The 15,714-nt window shown below is 63.2% G+C and carries 14 protein-coding genes and 1 pseudogene; 4 read left to right on the top strand and 11 right to left on the bottom strand.

Translation table 11 applies throughout. From position 1 onward, the window contains the following. From IVB13_RS30220 to IVB13_RS30210, 3 genes are all read right to left on the bottom strand, one after another. On the bottom strand, positions 1-101 hold a 101-nt coding region (locus IVB13_RS30220), incomplete at its 3' end, for an adenosylhomocysteinase (protein ID WP_247491398.1). Between the two features lie 127 nt (positions 102-228). Then, positions 229-1,425, bottom strand: a complete 1,197-nt coding sequence (gene metK, locus IVB13_RS30215; protein ID WP_204511798.1) for a methionine adenosyltransferase — start codon at positions 1,423-1,425, stop codon at positions 229-231. A 60-nt stretch (positions 1,426-1,485) separates the two neighbouring features. Continuing rightward, positions 1,486-2,841: a hypothetical protein gene (locus IVB13_RS30210; protein ID WP_018457294.1), complete on the bottom strand. Its 1,356-nt coding sequence runs from the start codon at positions 2,839-2,841 to the stop codon at positions 1,486-1,488. Positions 2,842-3,013: 172 nt separating this feature from the next. On the opposite strand from IVB13_RS30210, the pseudogene IVB13_RS30205 reads away from it, so the two are divergent. Beyond that, positions 3,014-4,725 (top strand): annotated as a pseudogene (locus IVB13_RS30205) (caspase family protein). Between the two features lie 541 nt (positions 4,726-5,266). Beyond that, positions 5,267-6,352, top strand: coding sequence for an acyltransferase (locus IVB13_RS30200; protein WP_247491077.1), 1,086 nt, complete (start codon positions 5,267-5,269; stop codon positions 6,350-6,352). Between the two features lie 94 nt (positions 6,353-6,446). On the opposite strand, the gene IVB13_RS30195 is transcribed toward IVB13_RS30200, so the two are convergent. The 6 genes from IVB13_RS30195 to IVB13_RS30170 form a co-directional block, all read right to left on the bottom strand. Next, positions 6,447-7,565: a cobalamin-independent methionine synthase II family protein gene (locus tag IVB13_RS30195; RefSeq protein ID WP_247456774.1), complete on the bottom strand. Its 1,119-nt coding sequence runs from the start codon at positions 7,563-7,565 to the stop codon at positions 6,447-6,449. 19 nt (positions 7,566-7,584) lie between these two features. Further along, positions 7,585-8,301, bottom strand: coding sequence for an ABC transporter ATP-binding protein (locus IVB13_RS30190; protein ID WP_247361668.1), 717 nt, complete (start codon positions 8,299-8,301; stop codon positions 7,585-7,587). Next, on the bottom strand, positions 8,294-9,049 hold the full coding sequence (locus tag IVB13_RS30185) for an ABC transporter ATP-binding protein (RefSeq protein ID WP_085394522.1): 756 nt from the start codon (positions 9,047-9,049) through the stop codon (positions 8,294-8,296). Before IVB13_RS30185 ends, IVB13_RS30190 begins: the two co-directional genes overlap by 8 nt. Next, entirely contained in the window at positions 9,046-10,074 is a 1,029-nt protein-coding gene (locus IVB13_RS30180; protein WP_085348722.1) for a branched-chain amino acid ABC transporter permease, read from the bottom strand. Before IVB13_RS30180 ends, IVB13_RS30185 begins: the two co-directional genes overlap by 4 nt. 8 nt (positions 10,075-10,082) lie before the next feature. After that, positions 10,083-10,952: a branched-chain amino acid ABC transporter permease gene (locus tag IVB13_RS30175; protein ID WP_007601971.1), complete on the bottom strand. Its 870-nt coding sequence runs from the start codon at positions 10,950-10,952 to the stop codon at positions 10,083-10,085. 165 nt (positions 10,953-11,117) lie between these two features. Then, complete coding sequence (locus IVB13_RS30170) at positions 11,118-12,308, bottom strand: ABC transporter substrate-binding protein (RefSeq protein ID WP_247392454.1); 1,191 nt, start codon at positions 12,306-12,308, stop codon at positions 11,118-11,120. A gap of 528 nt (positions 12,309-12,836) precedes the next feature. On the opposite strand from IVB13_RS30170, the gene IVB13_RS30165 reads away from it, so the two are divergent. Continuing rightward, positions 12,837-13,121, top strand: a complete 285-nt coding sequence (locus IVB13_RS30165; RefSeq protein WP_247456773.1) for a hypothetical protein — start codon at positions 12,837-12,839, stop codon at positions 13,119-13,121. Positions 13,122-13,157: 36 nt separating this feature from the next. Here the strand turns inward: IVB13_RS30165 and purU are convergent, their stop codons facing one another. Then, positions 13,158-14,021, bottom strand: a complete 864-nt coding sequence (gene purU, locus IVB13_RS30160; RefSeq protein WP_247441900.1) for a formyltetrahydrofolate deformylase — start codon at positions 14,019-14,021, stop codon at positions 13,158-13,160. A 141-nt stretch (positions 14,022-14,162) separates the two neighbouring features. Between purU and IVB13_RS30155 the strand changes: the two genes are divergently transcribed. Further along, on the top strand, positions 14,163-15,002 hold the full coding sequence (locus IVB13_RS30155) for a uroporphyrinogen-III synthase (protein WP_247456772.1): 840 nt from the start codon (positions 14,163-14,165) through the stop codon (positions 15,000-15,002). Positions 15,003-15,018: 16 nt separating this feature from the next. On the opposite strand, the gene IVB13_RS30150 is transcribed toward IVB13_RS30155, so the two are convergent. Next, a complete protein-coding gene (locus tag IVB13_RS30150; protein WP_085359998.1) occupies positions 15,019-15,699 on the bottom strand; it encodes a redoxin domain-containing protein in 681 nt (226 codons plus the stop codon). Positions 15,700-15,714: the final 15 nt, after the last annotated feature.

Below are 15,714 nucleotides of genomic sequence, written 5' to 3'. Positions count from 1 at the left end.
CCGGGCATCTCGGTCTCGGCGAGCGAGAGCTCCTTGCGGCCGAAATCGGCGAGCGAAATGTCCTTGACGATGTAATCGGTGAAGCCGGGCTTCGCATTCATTGCGGGCGTCCTGTTGTTGAATTGGTCATCCCGGGTCACCCTGGAGGGGCGAGCCCGGAATCTCGAGGCGATGGATTAGGAATTCCCGGTTTGCCGCTGTCGCGGCGCCCCGGAATGTCGTCGGTGATCAGACCGCGCGCTTGAGCGCTTCGACGAGATCGGTCTTCTCCCAGGAGAAGCCGCCCTCGTTGTCGGGAGTACGGCCGAAATGGCCATAGGCGGAGGTGCGCGCGTAGATCGGGCGGTTGAGATCGAGATGGCTGCGGATGCCACGCGGGGTGAGATCCATCGCCTTGGCCGCGGCCTTCTCGAGCTGATCCTCCGACACCTTACCGGTGCCGTGGGTGTCGATGTAGATCGACAGCGGACGCGCCACGCCGATGGCGTAGGCGAGCTGCAGCGTGCAGCGGTCGGCAAGACCGGCCGCGACGATGTTCTTGGCGACATAGCGGGCAGCGTAAGCCGCGGAGCGGTCGACCTTGGTCGGATCCTTGCCGGAGAACGCGCCGCCACCGTGCGGAGCCGCGCCACCATAGGTGTCGACGATGATCTTGCGGCCGGTCAGGCCGGAATCGCCGTCGGGACCGCCGATGTAGAACTTGCCGGTCGGGTTGATGTGCCAGATGGTCTTCGCCGTGATCCAATCCTTCGGCAGCGCCTCACGCACATAGGGCTCGACGATGTCGCGAATCTGCTTGGACGAGATGTCCTCGACCAGATGCTGGTGCGACACCACGATCTCGCGCACGCCGACCGGCTTGCCGTTCTCGTACTGCACGGTGACCTGGCTCTTCGAGTCCGGGCCCAACACCTTCTCGCGGCCGGAGTGCCGCGCTTCCGAGATGAGGCGCAGGATCTTATGGGCGTAGAAGATCGGCGCCGGCATCAGATCGGGCGTCTCGTTGGTGGCGTAGCCGAACATGATGCCCTGGTCGCCAGCGCCCTCTTCCTTGACTTCGCCCGGCTGCAGCGCATCGACGCCCTGCGCGATGTCGGCCGACTGCGGATGCAGCAGGATCTCGATGTCCGCCTTCTCCCAGTGGAAACCTTCCTGCTCGTAGCCGATGTCCTTAATCGCAGCGCGAACGACGCCTTCGATCTGCTCGTTGGTGACGGATGCGGGACCGCGGGTCTCGCCGGCGATCACGACCTTGTTGGTGGTCGCGAGCGTTTCGCAGGCGGCACGAATTTGCCAGGGATCGATGCCGGCTTTCGGTCCTTCGCGGTAGAACAGATCGACGATCTCGTCGGAGATCCGGTCGCACACCTTGTCCGGATGGCCTTCGGACACGGACTCGCTGGTGAAGAGATAGGACGCGCGCATCAGTAACCCCTTGTTCCGCCGCTAGCTGGCGGGCGTTGCGATATTTAGCTTTGAATGATGTCAATCACGCCGGCGCGAGATGACGTAGGATTCGTCGAGAAACCAGAGCCCATTGTACTTTCGCAGCACGTCCCTGGCGGCATCCAGGGTGCGGCCGTTTTGAGTCATTTCCGTCAACCGGTCGTCCTCAATCTGAGCGACATACACCGCCGCATTCCAGGCTGCAAAGGCCGTCGAGGTTCCGATAGTGCCTGTCACCTCGTTGGGCAGCGCTTCCATATCATACCTGAAGATCGAGCGGTTATCTGCGTAAGCATTAAAATTTAGGTCGCGGCCCACCGAGCCGAGCTCGTACTTCACCGCGCGCAATAGCTCATGACGGCTCACCGAGAAAGGATTTTCTCCGGGCCAGATCGCCTGGATCATCTCCATGCCCGGATCCTGGCCGTGGGAGTGAATTCCGATCAGGCGGCCGCCTGCCCGCAAGGCCCGCGCCAGGGGCGCAATGATCCGTTTTGCCCGGAAATTGACCGAGGACAGCGCGCGGTATGGCTGGGATGCAATAACGAGGTCGAAATTGGCCTCGGCCTGGCCCGGCCGTGGAATGGTCGAATCGAGCAGAAACCGCTGATCTTCACGGTAGAGCACCAGCACGACGGGCCGCTCATAAAGCGGCATCCCCGTGCGCGGGCTGACCGCTGCGCGCCAGTTCTGCTCCAAAAACGGCTTCAATTCCGCGATTTGCGTCTCGAACTCACCGGAGGAAGCACCCCGCAGGGGAACCTCGTGCCAGACGGTCGCGGCGGCCGCCGCGGGCGATGCCGGCGTGAGCCAGGGCGCCTCCGCGTAGAGCATGTTGGTAAAAACGAACACCGAGGCCGGGTGCTCGAAAATGCGATCCGGCACCTTGTCCAGCGTCAGGCGGAGGTCCTCGAGACTGAGCTCCTTGCCGGCGACATAGAACGGCATGTGCGGAAAGCGCTGGTGCATCGAGCGCAGCACGCGCGCCAGTACCGTGCCGTCGCCAACGCCGGCATCGAATACGCGCAGTGCCGGGGGCCGGGGATGGATGCTGGCAAGCTCCAGCGCCACGCGCTCGGCGACCACCCGCTTCTCACTGCAAGTGTGGACGAACAGCAGGTATTTCTGCCGATTCTCAAAAAAGCGGAAATTGCCGCGCGGATCGCGCTTTTCCGGCGGCACCTGAAGCCCCCGCGGCGGCGGCACGCCGCCGGCCATCGATGCAGCCATGTAGGCCTGGATCCGGTCCAGGGTATCGATCGTGATGCGTTTGCCCTCGCGCAAGCGGTGCACGAGCTTCCCATCGTTCACCGCGCGCCGGCCGAACGTCGACTCCGCCATGTCCGCCTTACGGCAGAACTCGGTGATTTGGCTCAGGATTTCGTCATTCTTCATTGAGTGGGACGCAGTGGGCAGAGGGATTGGATACTGCCTCCTAGCAAAATCTGCCCACCGAGGGAATAGCGATAGAGCCACCCCTGTTTGCCGTTTGTACAACAGGGAGCCGTGAACCACCTTCCCCTGCCGGGTAACCAACAGACGCCTCTCCTCTACGGGACCACCGCCAATGCGTCGCCTGCTCGTCGCGCTCTGCCTGCTCGCCGCAACCCTGTGGTCGGCGCCAGCTTTTGCGCAGGCGCGCAACCAGCTTGGGCCGCTCTGCACCACCGACACCATGCCGGCAGACCAGATGATCGACGCCTGCAGCAAGATCATTTCGCTGAACGTGTTTAAAGGCGAGCAGCTCGCGAGGGTCTACTTCTGGCGCGCGGTGGGCTGGAATAAGAAGGGCGATTACGCCAAGGTCATCACTGACGCCACGGAAGCGATCCGGCTCCAGCCGAGCCAGGCAGTCTACAATCTACGCGGCTCGGCGTATTACGACAGAGGCGAGTACGAGATCGCGGTCGCTGATTTCGACGATGCGCTGAAGCTCGGCCCGCCTGACGGAACCATCTTCCACAATCGCGGTAATGCCTGGCGCGGCAAAGGCGATTACGCCAAGGCGATCGCCGACTACGACATGTCGATCAAGGCCAATCCAAAATCGGCGTTCTCGTACCAGAACCGCGGCATCTCCAAGGAGGCGCTCGGCGATCTCGACGGCGCGCTGACCGACATCAACCAGGCGATCCGGCTCGACCCGACGCTGCCGCAGCCGCTGATCAACCGGACCGCGATCTGGCGTGTCAGAGGCGATTACGATCGCGCGATTGCCGACGGGAGCGAAGCGCTTCGGCTCGCGAAAGAGAAGCCGCCCGTCAACATCATGACTCCGCCGAACAGCGTGCTGATCTCAGGCTACACCCATCGCGCGCTGGCCTATGAGGCGAAAGGGGATTACGCGCACGCGAGCGACGACTACAAGGCGACGCTGGCGATCGCGGCGTCCGATGCCGGCAGCAAGGCCAATCAAGCCACCGCAAAGGTGCGGCTGTCGCTGATCACCGACGCAAGCACACCGATCCCGCGCGATGCGCCGTCACCGACCGAGCCGGCAAAGGCACCGGCTCCCCAGCAGACCGGTGCCGCGCCGCCCCCCTCGCCTGCTCCGGCCGCGCGCGGCACGCGCATGGCGCTGATCATCGGCAATGGCGCCTATTCGCATGTCAAGGCGCTCCCCAATCCGCCCAATGACGCGTGCGCCATTGCCAGGGCCTTGCGCGATATCGGCTTCACGGTATCAGAAGGCGTCGATCTCGACCGCGCGGCGATGCAGAAGATGACGCGTGACTTCGGGAAGCGGCGCGGGCGCAGGTCGTATTAGTCTACTATGCGGGCCACGGCGTGCAGGTCGACGGTCGCAACTATCTCATTCCCGTCGATGTCGAACTCAAGCCGGGCGCGAGGATGACGGACGCGATGATCGACATGGACACGATCATGGTCGGCCTCGACGACCAGGTCCGCACCAACATTTTGATCTTCGATGCCTGCCGCAATAATCCGATGGCACAGCAGGTCGCATCAGCCGGCACCAACCGCGCCATCGAAGCTGCCTCGGGCCTCGCAGCGCCACCGAGCCTGGGCGCCGGCGCGATGCTCGGCGCCGGCACGCTGATCGCTTTCGCCACTGCGCCGGGCCAGGTCGCTCTCGACGGCGAAGGCGCCAACTCGCCGTTTTCCGCTGCCCTCTCCCGCCACATCGGCACGCCCGGCCTCGAGGTGCAGCAGATGCTGACACGTGTGCGGGCGGAGGTGGTTTCGACCACGAAGAGCAAGCAGGTGCCGTGGTCGAACTCGTCGCTGCTGGGAGAGGTCTATCTGGCGGAGAAATGATGCGAATTGGCATCGTCCCGGCAAACTGCCTTTACCCTGGCGAGCGTAGCATCCGGGAACAAGCAGTCCCGCACATCGCGAGGCTCTTGCGGCCAAAGTTGCGGTTTTGATCCTGCTGACATCCCGCGCCGACGCGCCAAAATTACAACAGCGCGCGAGATAGTCGAACGCAACCTGCGGCTGCTCTTTCCCACAGCCTATCGTTATCTTATAATGACTGCACCACCGACCAGGCGGTGGACTGGTTGCTGGGGAATTCTGTGAGAAAATTCGTTGCCGCCGCCGGCATCGTCCTGTTTGTCGTGTTCGGATTACAGCCGGTTTTCTCACAAGGCGCTCCGCCCCGCAGCTCCTCGGCGCGTGGCGATATGATCCGCATGCACCCGAGAACGTCGCCTATTACGGTGTCCCGCTCGAGACCAAGCTCGAATATGGCGGCGCCTATCTCGCGCTCGCAGCCTTGCTCGCGGTCATGACCTGTGATGTCCACGAGATGCTGGGATCAATGATGCGGCCGAGGTAGCCGAAGGCCGTATTCATCATGCCGAAAACATTGCCACTGCCGGAGGCCCGGAAGCTCTTGGGATTGGAGGGCCTACGCTTCCTTGCGACCCTCGCCGTGCTGTTATGGCACTATCAGCACTTTGCCCTTGTCGCCGAGCCCGCCGTCAAGCTCACCAGAAGCGAGCTGCCGTTCTACCGCGTTCTGTTCCCTTTCTATGAGGCCGGCGAGTACGGCGTCTGGTTCTTCTGGTGCATCTCGGGCTTCATATTCTTCTGGAAGTATCGCACCATTATCGCCGATCGCACGGTCGACGGCCGAAGCTTCTTCGTGAACCGGCTGTCGCGCCTCTATCCGCTCCATATCGCAACGTTGCTGCTGGTCGCGGTGCTGCAACCGGTCTATTTCGCCCAGCATGGACTCTACTTCGTCTATCCGAACAACGATCTCCCGCACTTCCTCGCACAGCTCTTCATGGCGAGCGACTGGCTGCCGCCGCGCAGCGAAAGCTTCAACGGGCCCATCTGGTCGGTCTCAGTCGAGATTATGGACTATGCGACCTTTTTCATGGCGTTGCGCTTTGTAACGGCATCGCCGCTGTTCAATTTGGTCGTGATCCTTGCCTCGATCACGATCGGAACGCAGGTCGGGACCAGCCTCGCCTTCTTCTATGCAGGCGGACTTGCCGCCATGGCCCGGCAGGCCGTCGTCGATTCCGGGCATCGGCGGACATTGGAAGCAACGGCCGCGTTCGCCGCCATCGCAGTCCCGGCGGCGATCTGGCTGGCGGGCATCGAGCTCGCCCCGGCCGCCGGACCGCTGCTGCTGATCTATACACCGATCCTGCTGTTCTGCTGTTCCGGCCAACTCACCTTGCCGCGGCGGATCCAGGCACTACTCGAGATGGCCGGCAATATGACCTATTCCTGCTATCTTCTGCACTTCCCGATTCAGCTCGCCATCGCACTCGCCTGCGTGGCCATGCAGCGACCGATTCCCTACGGCGACCATCTGTTCTGGGTGGCCTTCGTGCTGCCGACACTCGTGGCCTCGCACCTTACCTATCGCTGGTTCGAGGCGCCGGCGCAGCGCCTGATCCGCAGTACCCTTCGACGCAAAAAATAAGCGGGGCGGACAAGTCCGGCCCCGCTCTGATGTCGCGGATCGAGCAGCTTTGACACAACGCGTCTCGCTTACGCAAAGACGCGGCTGCACCCGATCACTGCCCCCACACTTCCTTCGCAATCTCGACCGCGAGGCTGAGCTTGGCCCACTGCTCCTCCTCCGAGAGGATGTTGCCTTCCTCGGTTGAGGCAAAGCCGCATTGCGGGGAGAGCGCGAGCTGCTCCAGCGGGGCGAACTTGGCGGCTTCCTCGAGACGCCGCTTGATCGCGTCCTTGTTCTCGAGCTCACCGAACTTCGAGGTGATGACGCCGACCACGACGACCTTGTTGCCCTTGGGCAGGAAGCGCAGCGGCTCGAAACCACCGGCGCGGTCGCTGTCGTATTCGAGGAAATAGCCGTCGTAATTGGTGCCGGCGAGCATGGTCTCGGCAACCGGCTCGTAGCCGCCCGACGAAATCCAGGTCGAGCGGAAATTGCCGCGGCAAACATGCGTCGTCACCACCATGTCGGCAGGCTTCTCGGCCAGCGCGTAGTTGATGACGCGCGCATAGATCTGCTGGAGACCCTCGGGATTGTCGCCCCGCTCGCGCGCCTTCTGCAATTCGTCCGGCGAGCAGAGATAGGCCCACACGGTGTCGTCGAACTGAAGATAGCGGCAGCCGGCGTCATAGAACGCCTTCACGGCCTTGCGGTAGGTCTTGCCCAGGTCTTCGTAGAAGGTGTCGAGATCGGGATAGACGTCCTTGGATATCGCCTTGCGGCCGCCGCGGAAATGCAGCACCGCTGGCGACGGGATCGTCATCTTGGCGGTGACGTGGGCCTGGTCGGCGACCTTCTTCAGGAAGCGGAAGTGATCCAGCATCGGATGGTCGTCGGGAAAATCGAGCTTGCCAATCACGCGCACCGCGTCGTGCCGGGTCTCGACGCCCGCAAACTGGATGCCTGTGTCGGGGTGAAACATTTCACAGCCGGTGAGCTTGGCCAGGAAGTCGAAATGCCACCAGGAGCGGCGGAATTCGCCGTCGGTTGCGAGCTTCAGGCCGAGCGAAGCCTGCTTATGCACGACCTTCTCGATCGCCAAATCCTCGATCTTGCGCAGATCGTCGGCCGAGATCTCGCCCTTCTCCAGCCTGGCGCGGGCTTCCTTGATCTTGGCGGGACGCAAGAGGCTGCCGACCTCGTCGGCGCGGAAGGGGGCTTTGGTTCGCTGCATTTCTTACTCCCAGTTATTTTTAGTGGGCCGCCGCCCCTGCAACGCCGAGGTGGCGCTCGAGGACCGACGGGTCGGCCTTCAGCGCGGCGCTCGGGGCGTCGTGGACGATCGTTCCGCGCTCCAATATCACAACACGGTCGGCCAGCCCCAGAATCTTTTGGGCATTTTGCTCGACGATAATCGAGCAGATGCCGCCCGCCCGCGTGATGGTCCCAATCGCTTTCAAGAGCTCCTCGACGATGATGGGGGCAAGGCCCTCGGTCGGCTCGTCCAGGAGAAGCACTTTCGGATTGAGGGTCAGCGCGCGGCCGATCGCCAGCATCTGCTGCTCACCGCCGGAGAGCTGGTTGCCAAAATTGCTCCGCCGCTCCTTCAGCCGGGGGAACATCTCGTAGACCCTCTCGACGGTCCAGGGACCGGGCTGGGCCACTGCGGACATATTCTCCTCCACCGTGAGCGAGCGGAAGATGTTGCGCTCCTGCGGCACCCAGCCGATCCCGGAGCGCGCCCGTTGGTCGGGCCGCAAGGTCGTGACGTCGGTACCGGCGAGCCTGACAGTTCCGGAGAAGCGACGGGTGACGCCGACGATCGAGTTGATCAGCGTGGTCTTGCCGGTACCGTTGCGCCCCAACAGCGCCAGCACCTGGCCTTCGGCGAGACGCAGCGACATGTTCGGCAGCACCACGGCCTCGCCGTAGCCGGCGCGAAGCGAGTCGATCGCGAGCAGGTCAGACATTGACCGCCTCCTCGCCGAGATAGACCGCCTTGACCTGCGGGTCGCGCGCGACCTGCTCGGGCGGGCCTTCGGTGAGCAGCGCGCCGGAGACCAGGACAGAGATGCGGTCGGCGAAGGAGAACACGAGGTCCATGTCGTGCTCGATCAGTAGCACGGTAACGTCGCGCGGCAGGCTGCCGACGACGGCGAGAATGTCGTGGCGCTCGCTCTCGGGCACGCCGGCGGCGGGCTCGTCCAGCAGCAGCACGCGCGGCTTGGCGGCGATCGCGACCGCGATCTCGAGCAGGCGCTGCTTGCCGTAAGGCAGCGTCACCGTCTGTTCGTTCATGACGTCGAGCAGGTGGAAGCGCGTCAGGAGGTCGGCGATCTCGCCGTTGACGTCGCTGCGCGTGCCCATCCGCCGCCACCAGTCGCCGCCATGGCCGAGGCGCTCGGAGACAGCGAGACCGATGGTCTCGAGCGGAGTCAGGTCGGGATAGAGCTGGTTGATCTGGAAGGTGCGCGACAAGCCGCGCAACACGCGCTTGTGCACGGGCAGATCCGTGACGTCCTGACCTTCGAGCAGGATGCGGCCCGAGTTCGGCTTGAGCACGCCGGTGAGCTGGTTGATCACCGTGGTCTTGCCGGCGCCGTTGGGGCCGATCAGCGCGTGGCGGGCGCCTTGTTCGATTTTTAGCGACAAGTCGCGGGTGACGCGCAGACCGCCGAACTGCTTTTCGAGATTCTGGGTTTCGAGCACGATGGTCATGCGTCGCTCTCCGGCACGGCGACGACGGCCTTGCGCCCCGCTATCTGCCTGATGACCAGATTGGGCACATACAGCATCCAGCGATGCAGGCGCTGGCGGCCGACCAGGACGATCACGACCAGCACGAGGCCGATCCAGAACTGCCAGTATTGCGGAGTGATGGTCGAGAACAATTCCTGCAGCATGCGAAACAGCACCGCGCCAATCAGCCCGCCGTAGAGATAGCCGGTGCCGCCGATCACGAGCACAAGCATCAGGTCCGCCGAGCGCTCGAAGGCGAACACATCGAGCGAGGCGATCGCGGTAGTCTGGGTGAACAGCGCGCCTGCGATGCCGGCATAGAACGCCGCGAGCGTGTAGATCGCAATCAAGCGGCGGTTGACGGGGATGCCGATCGCGGCCGCGCGCAGCGGATTGTTCTTGATCGCGCGCAATGACAGCCCGAACGGGGAATGCACGACCCGGCGGGCGAAAAGGAACAACAGGAACAGAACGGTGAGCGAATAGAAGAAGCCGGTCTTGCCGAACATGTCGAACGGAATCTCACCGAAGATCGGCTGCATCTCGATACCCTGCAGACCGTCCGTGCCGCCGGTGATGTTGGAGAAGCGTTCGGCCAATGCCTCAAGCAGCAAGGCGATGCCGAGCGTCACCATCAGTCGCGTCAGATCGACGCCGCGGATCACGAGGAAACTGGTAGCGAAGCCGAGCACCATCGCGACAACGCCGGCGACGACAAGCGCAAGCACGGGCTCGTTGATGATCCCGTGCAGCGCAAGAAGCCCCGCCGCGTACGCGCCGACGCCGAAGAAGGCGGCATGGCCGAGCGAGACGATGCCCGCGTAGCCGAGGATCAGATCGAGCGACATCGCAAACAGCGCGAGCCGCAGGATATCCGTCATGATCAAGTAGCGCGAGGGAAATACGAAGCCGCAGGCCAGCACGATCAGCCAGAAAGCGGCCTCGCCATAGTGCCAGCGTGCCTGGCGCTGGGCGTGATAGCCGACGTCGGAGGAGGCGCTCATCGGCGAACTCAACGCGCGGCCGTGCGGCCGAACAGACCGTTCGGGCGCCAGATCAGGATCACGATCATCATGGTGTAGATCACGAAAGGTCCCATCTTCGGCACGTAATATTTGCCGGCGACGTCGCCGATGCCGAGCAGCAGCGAGGCCAGAAACGGGCCGGTGATGGAGGATGAGCCGCCGACGGTGACCACGATCAGGAAGTAGATCATGAACTTCAGCGGAAAATACGGGTCGAGGCCGAGGATCTCGGCGCTCAGCGCGCCGCCGAGACCGGCCAGGCCGCAGCCAAAAGCAAACGTGAAGGCGAACACCTGCGGCACGTTGATGCCGAGGCCGCTCGCGGCGCGGGGATCGTCTACCGCGGCGCGCAGGCGGCTGCCGAACCGCGTCTTCGCCAGCACCATCTGGAGACCGATGGTGAGCAGCCCGCAGATCACGATGATCATCAGCCGGTAGCGGCCGATGCCAACGCCGAACAGGTCGAACTGACCCTGGAGCGCCGCCGGCAGGTTGATGAAGACCCGCGACGAGCCCTGGATGTAGTCGACGGCCGCGACCGACATGAACGTGAGGCCGATCGTGAACAGCACCTGGTCGAGATGGCTGCGCGCATAGAGGTGTCGGTACAACGTGCGCTCGAGCACGATGCCGATCGCAGCGGAGGAGACGAATGCAAGCGGCAATGCCGCGAAGAATGGCCAGCCCATCCGGTTGACCAGCACCATGCAGACATAGCCACCGGCCATGGCGAAGGCGCCATGGGCGAGGTTGACGAAGTTCATCAAGCCGAGCGTAACCGCGAGCCCGCAAGCCAGCACGAACAGCAGCATGCCGTAGGCGACGCCATCGAACAGGTTGGTGAGGATTGAGGTCATCGTCTCAGCTTGGCGTTATCGTCATGGCCGGGCTTGTCCCGGTCATCCCCGTTCTTGGTTCGGTTCTCGCGTGGATGCCGGGGTCAAGCTCGGGCATGACGAGAGTGGAGGGCGAGATCCCCGATGTGCGCTAATGCGCGCGCCGGGATGGCGCACTTTCGTGCGTCACTTCTTGGTCTTGCCGAGATCCTTGACGGCTTCGAAGGTCGCGAACTCGACGTTGTAGAGCTCGCCGTCGACCTTCTCGACCTTCCGGATGTAGATGTTCTGCACGATGTCGCGGGTCTCGGGGTCGATCGAGATCGGGCCGCGCGGGCTCTCCCACTTCTGGCCCTTCATCGCTTCGACCAGCTTGGTGCCGTCGGTGTCGCCATTGGTCTTCTTCAGCGCTTCGTAGATCAGGTGAATGCCGTCATAGCCACTCACCGCCATGAAGCCCGGCCGGTTTCCGTAGGCCTTCTTGTAGGCCGCGACGAAATCCTTGTTCATCTGCGAGGGATGCGCCGCGGAATAGAGGTGAGCGGTGACCGTGCCCAGCACGGCGTCGCCCATGTTGTTGAGGAGATCGTCGTCGGTCACGTCGCCCGGTCCGATCACCTTGATGCCGGCCTTGTCGAGCCCGCGTTCGGCATACTGCTTCATGAAGTTACCGCCCTGGCCGGCCGGCACGAACACGAAGATCGCGTCAGGCTTGGCATCCTTCATACGCTGGAGGAACGGTGCGAAATCAGGATTTGCAAGCGGCGTTTTGACCTCTTCGACCACTTCGCCGCCACCGGCGGTGAAGTTCTGCTTGAAGAAGTTGAGCGCGTCATTACCCGGCGCGTAGTCCGAGGTCAGCGTCGCCACCTTCTTGATGCCGTTTTTCACCGCCCAGTCGGCGATGATGGTGGAGGACTGCGCCAGCGTGAAGCTGGTGCGCACGATATAGGGCGAGCGCTCGGTGATGATGGAGGTGCCCGCCGCCATCACGACCTCCGGGATCTTGGCTTGCGTGGCGAGCGGCGCCGCCGCGAGCGCGGCCGGCGTCACGCCGAAGCCGGCGATGAAATGGACCTTGTCGTTGACGATCAGCTCCTGCGCGGCGGTCTTGGTCTTGTCGGGAATCGCAGCATCGTCCTTGAGGATGATCTCGATTTTCTTGCCGGCGACGGTGTCGCCCTTCTGCTGCATGTAGAGCTTGATCGCGTTCTCGATCTGCTTGCCGGTCGAGGCCTGGCCGCCGGTCATCGGCAGGATCAGGCCGATCTTGACGCTGTCCTCGGCCTTGGCCGGAGCGACGGCCACGAGGCCCGCGATGGCGGCAGCTGCTGCGGCCCAAGCGGTCTTATGAGACGGTTTTTTACGTTCGAACATCAGATGTCCCTCCCCTTCATTCCTGATCTCTTGTGCGCCGGACCGAGTGCCCGATCCTTGCCTTAAGTCTAGCTCACGCACGCGTGATGTCGCGCGCAACATGGCGTCTTTCGCGCCCTTATTGTCAATCGGACGTTTGGCGACCATTCGGCGCAAGCCGAGCGTTCCGATTGCCGACGGCAGAAGCGATATAGGGTCACGTCCGGGTACCGCCGGCATCATGATTGCGCTCGCTTTCATTTGTACGATTGTACAAATGAACTGGACCTGTCAACGAAAAAGCCTCTTTGCTGATCAAGCCACTTTGTCGCGAACCCTTGCCGCAGTCTAGAAACGCTCCCAGCCGGGTGGATGGAGGATTTCGTCTTTTGTTTGCAGAATTTGAACATCGGCAAGGCTCGGGTCGGCACACTCCGGTATCGAATTACCTACCTCGAATAAGCCTATTTTACCTTGTTGAAGGCTACTCTCCCGGCGACAGCCTGACCTGGCGTCCAACAGGACTGACCTCGCTCTGTAAATGGTGCAATGCCTAGATCCTTCGGTTCCCTCCTGATCCTCCTCGCGCTCTCCGCGGGCCTGTCCGGCTGCGGCACAGTCAACGAAAAGCTCTCCTCCGGCATGGGCGACTACGTCCCGCAATGGGCCGGCGGCTTGCCGGCGGACGCCCCGCCGCGGGCGGGCACGCCGCAATACGATGCCTACATGAAGGAGCGCGAGCGCAGGCGACTGATGCCGGCAGCGGATCGCGAAAAGGAAGAGCAGGCGCAGAAGGGCGCAACGGGCTCGGCGTCCGCCACCGCGGTGCGCTAGTCGCGCCCCCTCGCCGCTTGCGGCGAGCGTAGCAAATCAATCCACGAACACCACGGTCTTGCGGCCATTGAGGATGACGCGGTCGTTGAGATGGTAGCGGATCGCGCGCGCCAGCACGCGGCGCTCGATGTCGCGGCCCTTTCGGACGAGATCCTCAGGCGTGTCGCGATGGCTGATGCGCTCGACGTCCTGGTCGATGATCGGGCCCTCGTCGAGGTCGCGCGTGACGTAATGCGCGGTGGCGCCAATCAGCTTGACGCCACGCTCATGGGCCTGGTGATAGGGTTTTGCGCCCTTGAAACCCGGCAGGAACGAGTGGTGGATGTTGATGCAGCGTCCCGACAGATTTGCCGAGAGATCGTCGGACAATATCTGCATATAGCGGGCGAGCACGACGAGATCCGTCCCGGTCCTGGCGACGAGATCGAGGATCTGCGCCTCCTGCTCGCGCTTGGTCTCTTTCGTAACAGGCAGATAGTGGAACGGAACCCCGCCGAAATCGAGCCCGTCATAGACCTCGCGCGGATGGTTGGAGACGATTGCGGCCAAAGTCATCGGCAGCTCGCCGGTGCGCCAGCGATAGAGGATGTCGACCAGGCAGTGATCGGACTTCGACACCAGCAGCATCACCTTGCGATGCGCAGCCCGATCGCGCATCTGCCATACCATGCCGAAGCGCTCGGCGATCGCGGCAAAGCCAGTCTGGAGCGCCGACAGCTCCACGGCGAGATCGGCAGCGGTGAACACCACCCGCATGAAGAACTTGTTGGTCTCGATGTCGTCGAACTGTTGGGCGTCGAGGATGTTCTGTCCGGAATTCGCCAGGAAGGTCGACACCGCCGAGACGATGCCGGGACGATCCGGACAGGACAGGGTCAGGACATATTGATGATCTGGCATGGGCCTTGATGAAGGTTTGGGCAGCGGCTGCGGAACGATCCGCGATTTGCGCCCTGCTCTATCACCGACCCCACCTTGCGCCAATCCCGACGGTGGAGTCAGGATGAACGTACGATTGCTTTGACTGACCGGAGTAGGCTCATGGCCGACCGCTTGAACGGCACCCGCATCCTGATCCTGGAAACGCGCGAGGAGGCTCAGTTTTCGAAGCTGTTGGCCGAGCAAGGCGCCGAGGTCGTGCAATGCCCGATGTTCACCATCCAGGATGCACCGGACCCCGCCCCGGTCGAGGCCTGGATCCGCCGCGCCATCGACAAGCCCTTCGACGATCTCGTGCTGATGACCGGCGAAGGCCTGCGGCGGATCATGAAGCTCGCGCGAACCCGTGGTCTCGACCAGGCCTTGGTTGCTTCCCTCGCCCGATCGCGAAAATTCACCCGCGGCCCGAAGCCCGGCAAGGCGCTACGCGAGATCGGGCTCGAGCAGCAGCAGATGACGGAGAAGCCGACCACCGAGGGTGTGATCGAGATGCTGAGCAAGCTCTACCTGAACGGACGTCGCCTCGGCCTCCAGCTCTATCCCGACAAGGACCACAGCGCGCTGACCGGCGCGCTCGCCGCGCAAGGTGCCGAGGCCGATACCGTGTTGCCTTACGTCTACGATCCAAAGGCTGCGGACGCCAGCATCGTCAACGCAATCGACGACATGGCGGAAGGGCGGATCGACGCCATCGCACTGACCAATCTCGGCCAGGTCCGCCGTCTCCTCGAAGCTGCGAGGGCGCATGGCAGCGAGGCGCGCCTGCGCGCAGGATTCGAGCGGACGCTGATCGCGTCAGTGGGGCCGGCGGTCTCGGGCGAGCTCACCGCGCATGGTTTGCGCACGGACGTCTCGCCGGTGGAAGACCACTATTTCATGCGCCCGCTGATCTCGGCGATGGCGGCAGCATTGGTGGACAAGCGGCCGAAGGTGGCGGAATGATCGCCTGACGCGGTGCCTAGCTTGCCATCTGCGAGGCGGCCGACATCAGCTCCTGCGGGCTCGGCGCGGCAAACATGCGATGGCCGCCTTCGGGCACCTCGGTAAAGCTCCAGCGCACAACACCCTCGCGGTCGAGCAGAAACTGCCCGAAGAGCTGGCCCTGGCCGGTTGCCGCCATGCGCTGATCGGCTTCCGTTATCTCATAGCCGTCCTTGTTATTGAGGTACTCCGCGGCCGCGGGCCGGTTCATCGGGCCGGGCAATTCGCCGGGCATGTCGACTTGCATGCTCATGACCACGTTCATGCCGACCTTGTGCGGCCACTCGGTCTCGTTCTCCGTGAACTCGAGATTGGGCAGGCCGAACGCGCGGTGCGAGAGCCGCTCGGGATCGGACGCAGCGAGCAGGTTGGGCAACGGATGGTAACGGAAATAGAGTCGCGCGCGCTCGATCGGCGTGTTGACCACCGTGAGACTTTCGACGCCTTTCTCGTGCAAGGCGGCATCAAGTTGCGCCTGTGCCGCGATATGGCGGCGGCAGAACGGGCAATGCAGCCCCCGATACAGGCCCACCAATATCGGGCTTTGTCCGCGAAAGTCTTCGAGCGCGATCTTTCCGTCGCGTGTGATCGCGTCCAGCACGACGTTCGGTGCACGATCGCCCGGTTGAAGTGGTCCCTCGACGTGACGTTCAGACATGATGGCACTCCTTCA

Source organism: Bradyrhizobium sp. 17, from assembly GCF_023073515.1.
In the GTDB taxonomy this organism is placed as follows: Bacteria; Pseudomonadota; Alphaproteobacteria; order Rhizobiales; family Xanthobacteraceae; genus Bradyrhizobium; species Bradyrhizobium canariense_D.
The sequence above is the reverse complement of the archived record's forward strand: the minus strand, read 5'-3'. Positions and strand labels throughout refer to the sequence as shown.

Coding starts and splice junctions, on each gene's coding strand:
- IVB13_RS30190 (WP_247361668.1), bottom strand. CDS start 8,301: ATGTCTGACCTGCTCGCGATCGACTCGCTTCGCGCCGGCTACGGCGAG.
- purU (WP_247441900.1), bottom strand. CDS start 14,021: ATGCCAGATCATCAATATGTCCTGACCCTGTCCTGTCCGGATCGTCCC.
- IVB13_RS30150 (WP_085359998.1), bottom strand. CDS start 15,699: ATGTCTGAACGTCACGTCGAGGGACCACTTCAACCGGGCGATCGTGCA.
- IVB13_RS30155 (WP_247456772.1), top strand. CDS start 14,163: ATGGCCGACCGCTTGAACGGCACCCGCATCCTGATCCTGGAAACGCGC.
- IVB13_RS30195 (WP_247456774.1), bottom strand. CDS start 7,565: ATGCAGCGAACCAAAGCCCCCTTCCGCGCCGACGAGGTCGGCAGCCTC.
- IVB13_RS30185 (WP_085394522.1), bottom strand. CDS start 9,049: ATGACCATCGTGCTCGAAACCCAGAATCTCGAAAAGCAGTTCGGCGGT.
- IVB13_RS30200 (WP_247491077.1), top strand. CDS start 5,267: ATGCCGAAAACATTGCCACTGCCGGAGGCCCGGAAGCTCTTGGGATTG.
- IVB13_RS30170 (WP_247392454.1), bottom strand. CDS start 12,308: ATGTTCGAACGTAAAAAACCGTCTCATAAGACCGCTTGGGCCGCAGCA.
- IVB13_RS30210 (WP_018457294.1), bottom strand. CDS start 2,841: ATGAAGAATGACGAAATCCTGAGCCAAATCACCGAGTTCTGCCGTAAG.
- IVB13_RS30180 (WP_085348722.1), bottom strand. CDS start 10,074: ATGAGCGCCTCCTCCGACGTCGGCTATCACGCCCAGCGCCAGGCACGC.
- IVB13_RS30165 (WP_247456773.1), top strand. CDS start 12,837: ATGCCTAGATCCTTCGGTTCCCTCCTGATCCTCCTCGCGCTCTCCGCG.
- metK (WP_204511798.1), bottom strand. CDS start 1,425: ATGCGCGCGTCCTATCTCTTCACCAGCGAGTCCGTGTCCGAAGGCCAT.
- IVB13_RS30175 (WP_007601971.1), bottom strand. CDS start 10,952: ATGACCTCAATCCTCACCAACCTGTTCGATGGCGTCGCCTACGGCATG.